At 49.7% G+C, this 1,156-nt stretch carries 1 protein-coding gene; it reads right to left on the bottom strand.

The genetic code is table 11. The annotated features are described in order from the left end of the window. Window positions 1–22: 22 nt before the first annotated feature. Window positions 23–1,054 (bottom strand): IS630 family transposase, encoded by a 1,032-nt coding sequence (locus FCN80_RS26055; RefSeq protein WP_136993264.1) that lies wholly within the window; start codon window positions 1,052–1,054, stop codon window positions 23–25. Window positions 1,055–1,156: the final 102 nt, after the last annotated feature.

Genomic DNA, 1,156 nt, shown 5'->3' with positions numbered 1-1,156 from the left:
TAAATAGCTGCGCCTAATACCGCTACACTTTTGCCTGACCATGTTTTCCTCCGGGGAATGGGCTGGCAGTTTCCATAAAATGGCGGACCTTTTTCAGTAACTGCCACATTGAACGGCACTGATGATTACGGGTTATCGTGTCATGAAGCGCCTGCCATAACCGCTCAACGTGATTCACCCACGGCGAGTAAACCGGCTGGTAAATGACCCTGAATTTGGGATTTGCTTTCAACCAGCGCTGTGTTTCACGGCTTTTATGGATAATGTAGTTATCTACGATGAGCGTGATGGTTTTTGCCCGTCGATATGTGGCTTTAAGATGTTTCAGCAGTCTGATGAACAGCACCGAACTTTTGCTGTTGCCGCCAACGTAACTGACCTTTCCTGTACCGCTGTGTAAGGCTCCGGCAAGATAATATTTTTCATTCTGACCTGGCGTGACTACTCGCTTTTGCTGCCCGCGAACCTGCCAGTCTGCGCCGATTTTTGGGTTAAGATGGATATCAACTTCATCCTCATAAAAGACCGGATGTTCTGCACTACATTCGTCCAGTGCTTTATGGATTGCCACCATCTTTTCGTCTTTATGGGGATCGCGAATACGCAACGTTGGCGCGGCTCTGCGCCATACCAGCCCGGCAGAGGGTAACCAGCGACGCACCGTGCCGGCATGTAACTGGCATCCGGTTATTTCATTGATTTTTATCGCCAGTAATTCGGTACTCCAGCGTGAACGTTGATAACCAAAATCGCCGGGAGAATGCTTTATTAGTTCACGTAACAGGGTGCAGATATGCTCAAAAGGCCAGCGTCGGGAGCGTCCTGCGGGTAAGGATTTCAGGCCTTCAATACCTGAGTGCGTAAACCAGTTAATCCAGCGCCCAATAGAAGAACGGGCACAACAAAGCGTTCTTGCGACATCGCTGACACGGTCGCCCCGATGCAACATCAGCATTGCGGTCAGCCTGCGGGCATGGTTCTTGTCACGTGTTTTATGGATAGCTTTCTGCATCAGGCGTCGTTCGTCACGGGGTATTGGTGCTATTATCGGCATCGCTCAGTCCGGTTGGTGATTTGTGATGTTTGGCGATTGATCAGATCGCACAATCCGGGCTGAGTTCCCTCAATGTGATCTATTATTCTGCGCAGCTATTTA

The sequence above is a fragment of the Martelella alba genome, assembly GCF_005217455.1.
In the GTDB taxonomy this organism is placed as follows: Bacteria; Pseudomonadota; Gammaproteobacteria; order Enterobacterales; family Enterobacteriaceae; genus Acerihabitans.
The sequence above is the reverse complement of the archived record's forward strand: the minus strand, read 5'-3'. Positions and strand labels throughout refer to the sequence as shown.